A 6,155-nucleotide genomic window follows, 5' to 3' on the forward strand; every position below is an offset into this window, starting at 1 on the left:
TTTGTCTGTTGGGGGCTCGAAATGAACGGCACTTGGTTCCCGTGGTCCGGCTATTTCTACCGGGATAAAAATGCGCGCAACGAGGACGAAGGCTGGACTGCCGGGGTTGAGAAATACAAAAAAGCCTACCGCTACGTCGTGGACCATGTCCGCGCCCGCGGCGCGCGGAACATCCTCTGGGTCTATCACGCCAATAACTACTCCTATCCGACCGATGACTGGAACGCCATCGAGAAATACTATCCCGGAGACGGCTATGTGGACTGGATCGGCATGAGCGCCTACGGCCAGCAATTCCCCGCAGACGCCTGGGTTTATTTCCATGACACGGTCGATTACCCCTACCAACTGCTGGCCGCGCTTCATCCGACGAAACCCATCATGATGGCCGAGTGGGGCGTGGGCGAATTCCCCCCTTCCAAGCGCAAGGCCGAATGGATCCGCGAGGCGTTGAAAAGCTTTGTCCGCAATTATCCGAGGTTGAAAATCGCGATCTTTTGGAATGAACGCTGGGCGAATGAAGACGGTTCCTACAGCAACCTGCATGCGGACTCGTCCCTCGAATCCCTCAAGGCCTTCCGTGATGGCATGGCGGACCCGCTTTGGATCGACCGGCCCGCGCCGCATCTGAAGGCGAAGTAATCATTCTCTTCATGTGCTTAAAATTTTCGTTCCTTGTGTTCTCTCGCCGCAAACAGAACCCCCTTGTCTTCCCTCTTTTCAGGGGGATAGTTGCTGTCTGTCTTCAAGTTTACATCCGCGTTTATCCGTGTCCGCCTGCTCGCGACGGGTGTCGGAGTCCGTCCTTCTCTTTAAGTTTTCAGTGCTAAGTTTTAAGGCTCTTGTTTTAACCTTCCTTGATCTTCGCGATCTTCCTGTAAAAAAGCGTTTTGCCCTTTCGTGATTTTCGTGTGTTTCGCGGGCAAAACTTCGTGCCTTTATGGCAGTTATGTCCTACGCTGCACTTTATGAAATCCGCCTATGAACTCGCAATGGAACGGCTCGAAAAATCACAGCCGGCCGCCAAACTCAGCGACGCCCAACGGGCCGGGCTTGCGGAAATAACCAACCGTTACGAATCCAAAATCGCCGAGCGCAAAACTTTTCTCGAAAGTAAAATCCGGGAGGCGGAATTCGCCGGCGACCTGAAGGAATCCGGCGAACTCAGCGAACAACTGCGGCGCGACCTGTCGGTCCTCAATGAGGAAATGGAAGCGAAAAAGGAGGCGGTCCGCAAAACCTAAAAATAAAGGGTATTCCGGAATCCGACGACCAGCGCGTTGTTGTTTTGATCCGAGCCGCCCGGATGCAATATCCATTGAATATCCGGTTGAAGGCTCCAGAACGGTGTCAGTGAAAGGGAATAGGTTCCCTCAACGACAGCTTCATAATCCTGGATCGGATTGAATCTCGGGAAAATTTGCTTCAAACCCTGTTGATAATCGGTGGTATTATCCGAAATTCCGGCATAGGCGGCGCCAACAGCCAGGACATCATCCTGCCGCCCCGGAATCAACCCCTTGTAACTCAGCCCGCCATCCGTGTAGAAATCAAACTGCGTGGTTCCGCTTTCATTGTCCCCCACGCGCCAAAATAATGTAAGGCCCCTGTCATCGGACTTGGGCTGCCGATAAACCATCTGGTCGGCGCTAAAATATAATCCGACGTGATCGTCATGATTCAAATTGCGGTTCACCAAAGCCGTGTAGTCGGCAAAGGTCCCGGTTGGAGGACCAAACGCATTTGAAAGCCCTATAAACTGTGACACCGATGGTCCGGTCCGGGACGTATCCGTGTCCCGTGTCCGATACCAGCCGCCCAGTCGGTACGTGCCGGGAAGCCCCTTGTCACCCTGCCCTTGATTCAATTTATAGCCCACTTCCATCAGGCCCAACGCCCCCTGGTCTTCATTGATTGCAATATCAATCCCGTTCGACGGCGGCGCATTCACCGGAACGGCTTCCTGTGTGCCTGCATAGGCGCCCGCCTGAAAATAAAATTCGTCAATCGGCGCATAGTGGATGACAAAACCGGGAACCGAATTCGAATAAGGCCCCTGCTGCGCCCTGCCTCCGATAATTTCCGGCCAGCCGAAGGCGCTGTTGGAAAATATCCAGGAAACGTCGTTCCCGGCAAAATTGTTTCCCGGCCCCATGTAACCCAGGGTAAGAACCAGCTTTTTTTCAAAAAGACTTTGCTCGTAGTAAAAATCCACCGACCATTCATCCGAAGTGGGGCCGATATTGCTGGCTCCCAGAAGATCGCCGACATCATTTCCCGTAATGCTGCCGCCATGTACATAATCCGCATTCACCCGAAATACGCCGCCGGGCCACGAACCTCCCGTCAGCTTTTCCGTTTGAAGCTCCAAGCCCAATACAAGCTGGCCGTCGTAAATGCTGCCGGTCTTGATTCCGCCCTGTACATTGGCCTGTACCTCGCTGGTATAGGATCCGTTGAAGACAATGCCGCGATCCTCCATTTTGTCGCGAATACCCCACCAGTTCCACGTCAGGTTGTCCTGCTTTAAATACCCGCCAGACTCCGAGCGAAGCGGAGGCCTGGGAGGCAGAAAACCGACGCCGAACTCATCGGTAATGCTATCTCCATGTGCTGGAGCTAAAATAAACGATGCCGCAAAAAGGAAAGACAGGAGGAATGCGGGCAATTTTTTACGCCCGGAACCGTAAAATGCCTTTGAGCAGCCCTCTATTCTCATAAACGCCTTCGGAGTTGCCGCGCAACTAAGTGACTTTGTGCGCGGGTCCTTCCACCTCTGAAGGATCGTGGTGATGGTGATGCCGACGGTGGCGGCGCAGCGACTCGATGATTTCCTGGCGATGAAGGCGCCGCAGTTCCAATAGTTTGTCGCCCAAAACTTTCAGACGGAAGTGGCGGCGCAGCGATTGGTTGATGCGGTCATCGGAAAACCCGAGCTTTCTCGCCGTGTCTTTGAGCAAATCCAACTCTCCCGGTTTCAGCACACCGAGTTCACGGCCATGACCTGCAAGTTGCAAAATAAATTCAATCGAGCTTGCGCCTGAAGGCAGGTCTGTGGCTTTTCCAATATGAATAAACGACCCGTCATCGTGGCCCTGGATCCCCTCACCGGCTCCCGCCCGGAAAATTTGCCGGTTGAGGGAAAGCACTGCCAGTCCCCCACTGGTTGCTCCAAAGGAACCGTCCGCACCGATAAAGCCCGAGCCTCCCCGCGCTGCGGCCACGCCTTGGGGGCACTCCACGCGGAAATAAGAATTGGGCTTCGGCTTGCCGTCATCGGGGAAGGCATTGAAGACATAATACACACGCCCTTTATACAGATCCAACTTGGAGTGGATCGGGGGAACGTAGTTTGTGGGAAGGAAGGCGGTTTTCGTGTTCGCAGCCTGGATGTTCTCGGCTGATACTTCAGCAATGACCAATTCGCTGTCTTCCCCGACCCGCACCATCACGCCACCCGCCTCCTTGAAAATCACACTGCTGTCCGGATAGGTGCAAATCGTAGTCCCAACGGGCAGCTTTTCATTGCCTTGCATCGGAATGAGCTCGTTTGAATTTGGAAGGGCATATTCGGCCCCGCCTTCAAGCGTCGTCACCGTTGCAAATTGGGCCCATAGACCGTTGACCGCCCCTGAGAGCAGGAAAAATGCCGCCAGAACTGTTCTTGAAAGTCTCATAATTGTATAAGAATGCGTTTCACATCCATCTATCTGGATAATGCATATCTCCCCACCCTCATTCAAGGCGAATGCTGGGCTTCAACGTGTGTTATTCCCATGCTGAAGGTGTTTTGAGGGGGAATGAACGGGAGTTGTAGCTTACCGCAACGCGGTTATATCTTTCAACATCTTGTCACATCTGTTCATTAGGAAGAGGACATCACCGACGTCCGACGCGGCAATCCAGTGCTCATTTTAACCGCAGCCTGCCCCGCCGATGGCTACCGGGGATGAAAAAGCAGCCCGGCTCTGCTTAATACGCCGCCTGGGCGCCCGAGATGTTTTTCTTCCCGATCCAGGGCATCAACGAACGCAGGCGGGCGCCGGTCTTTTCGATCGGATGCTTGGCCCCTTTTTTCAGCAGCGAGTTGTACTTTTTATAGCCGCCCTTGTATTCCTTGATCCACTTTTTGGCAAACTTGCCGCTCTGGATGTCTTTCAACGCCTCTTTCATGTGCTTCTTCACCTTGGCGTCGATGATCTTGGGGCCGACGCTGACGTCGCCCCATTTGGCGGTTTCGGAAATTGAAAAGCGCATGCCGCTGATGCCGGCTTCATTCATCAGGTCCACGATCAGCTTCAGCTCATGGAGGCATTCAAAATAAGCCATCTCGGGGGAATAACCGGCCTCCACGAGGGTCTCAAAGCCTGCCTGGACCAGCGCGCTGCAACCGCCGCAAAGCACGGTCTGCTCGCCGAAAAGATCGGTCTCGGTTTCCTCCTTGAATGTGGTTTCCAACACGCCCGCGCGGGTGCCGCCGATGCCCTTGGCCCAGGCCAGGGCGATTTGTTTGGCGTCCTTGCCAGGATTTTGATAAATCGCGATCAGCGAGGGCACGCCCTTGCCTTCCGTGAACTGGCGCCGGACAATGTGGCCAGGGCCTTTTGGCGCTACCATGATGACATTAATATTTTTTGGCGGCACAATGGTCTTGAAATGGATGGAAAATCCATGCGAGAAAAGCAGGGTCTTGCCTTTTGTGAGATTGGGCGCGATGTCCCGCTCATACGCGGACGGCTGCTTGGTGTCGGGAATGGCCACCATGATGACATCCGCGCGTTTCACGGCTTCCGCCGTTTCCAGCACCTCAAACCCCTTGGCCTGGGCCACCGGGATGGATTTGCTCTCCTTGTAAAGGCCGATAATCACATTGACGCCGCTTTCCTTCAGGTTCAGCGCATGGGCGTGCCCCTGCGATCCGAAGCCGAGCACAGCCACGGTTTTATTGTTCAGATATTTGAGGTCGGCGTCTTTGTCTGTATATACTTTCGCTGGCATAGGATTCCTTGTTGATAAATTTAGTTTTAGTTCCGAGGCAGGACTACTTTTCCGGTCCGGACCAGTTCCTGCACGCCGAAATTTTCCATCAGGGCGATGAATTTCCCGATCTTGGTCTCATCCCCTGTCACTTCAATCGAAACGCTTGAGGGCTGCACATCCACGATCTTGGCCCGGAAAATATCGCAAATCTGCATGACTTCGGAACGCGTCCTGGCGTCGGCCTTCACCTTGATCAGCACCAGTTCGCGGTCCACGCATTCGCCATCCTTGAAGTCCCGCACTTCAATGACATCCACCAGGCGGTTCAATTGCTTGGTCACCTGGTCCAAAACCTTGTCGTCCCCCACCACCACCATCGTCATGCGCGAGGTCGTCGGCTCCTCCGTCGGCCCGACGTTGAGGGTGTCAATATTATATCCCCGCCCGCTGAACAGGCTGGTGATCCGGGTCAGCACCCCGAATTTGTTTTCCACCAAAACTGATAGGGTGTGTCTCATGTCCTTTTCTTTTGCGCCAAGTTAAAAATGCCAAAAATAAAAAGCCCATCCGGCCTGCAATTGGTAAGGATGGGCCACAATCTACCGGCACTACAGCCTCCCCTTACCCCCGGTTACGACAGTATCACAGGGCGGCCAGCGAATGCCAATCAGCTTGAAACCGTACCGCGGAGGGAGCCGGGCGGTCAATGCGAAAATGCCTCACTTGCTCTTTTTCAGGGTCACGAGTTCATCGCAGGACTGCATGTACTTCTGCTTCAAATCATCGTGTTCCTTCCTCAAGGCTTCCATCTCGCACTCCAGGGTCCGGATTCTTAAATCCTTGGCAATCTCCATGCTTTCCGACAAACCCTCGTCCGTCGGGGTTCCGGGCGCCTGCACCATTTCCTTCTGTGCCTCCTGCATTCCCTCTTCGCCCAACACATCCCGGATCGTCTTCACTTCCCCGGTCTTGGCATGCACCAGCTTGTCATTTGTTGAAATCTCCCCCGCCGTCAGGAATTCCTTGATCGTGCCCGCGGTCGTGGGGCCGTACGAAGTGCCGTCCTCCGATTGAATGGTCCAAATCATCGCCAGGTCCTCGCACTCCAACGCCAGCATCCAGTCGCCGGCCTCGAAGGCAATTTCATCCTCCGGAGAGATGTAGGCCGTGTCCGC

Annotated in this window: 7 protein-coding genes; 2 read left to right on the forward strand and 5 right to left on the reverse strand. The window is 54.3% G+C overall.

Annotated elements, in window-relative coordinates; genetic code table 11:
- Positions 1-642: glycosyl hydrolase (locus PHD76_14915; protein MDD5263132.1), on the forward strand; the 642-nt coding region annotated here is incomplete at its 5' end.
- Between the two features lie 326 nt (positions 643-968).
- A complete protein-coding gene (locus PHD76_14920) occupies positions 969-1,244 on the forward strand; it encodes a hypothetical protein (GenBank protein ID MDD5263133.1) in 276 nt (91 codons plus the stop codon).
- On the opposite strand, the gene PHD76_14925 is transcribed toward PHD76_14920, so the two are convergent.
- From PHD76_14925 to PHD76_14945, 5 genes are all read right to left on the reverse strand, one after another.
- Entirely contained in the window at positions 1,241-2,719 is a 1,479-nt protein-coding gene (locus tag PHD76_14925; protein ID MDD5263134.1) for a carbohydrate porin, read from the reverse strand. The genes PHD76_14920 and PHD76_14925 overlap by 4 nt on opposite strands.
- A 25-nt stretch (positions 2,720-2,744) precedes the next feature.
- Positions 2,745-3,677 carry a hypothetical protein gene (locus tag PHD76_14930; GenBank protein ID MDD5263135.1) on the reverse strand — a complete coding sequence of 311 codons (933 nt, stop codon included), beginning with the start codon at positions 3,675-3,677 and terminating at the stop codon, positions 2,745-2,747.
- Positions 3,678-3,972: 295 nt separating this feature from the next.
- Positions 3,973-4,998 carry a ketol-acid reductoisomerase gene (gene ilvC / locus PHD76_14935; GenBank protein MDD5263136.1) on the reverse strand — a complete coding sequence of 342 codons (1,026 nt, stop codon included), beginning with the start codon at positions 4,996-4,998 and terminating at the stop codon, positions 3,973-3,975.
- A 26-nt stretch (positions 4,999-5,024) separates the two neighbouring features.
- Entirely contained in the window at positions 5,025-5,498 is a 474-nt protein-coding gene (ilvN, locus tag PHD76_14940; protein MDD5263137.1) for an acetolactate synthase small subunit, read from the reverse strand.
- A 201-nt stretch (positions 5,499-5,699) separates the two neighbouring features.
- The coding region (locus PHD76_14945) for a hypothetical protein (GenBank protein MDD5263138.1) at positions 5,700-6,155 on the reverse strand (456 nt) is incomplete at its 5' end.

Source organism: Candidatus Methylacidiphilales bacterium (genome assembly GCA_028713655.1).
GTDB lineage: Bacteria > Verrucomicrobiota > Verrucomicrobiia > Methylacidiphilales > JAAUTS01 > JAQTNW01.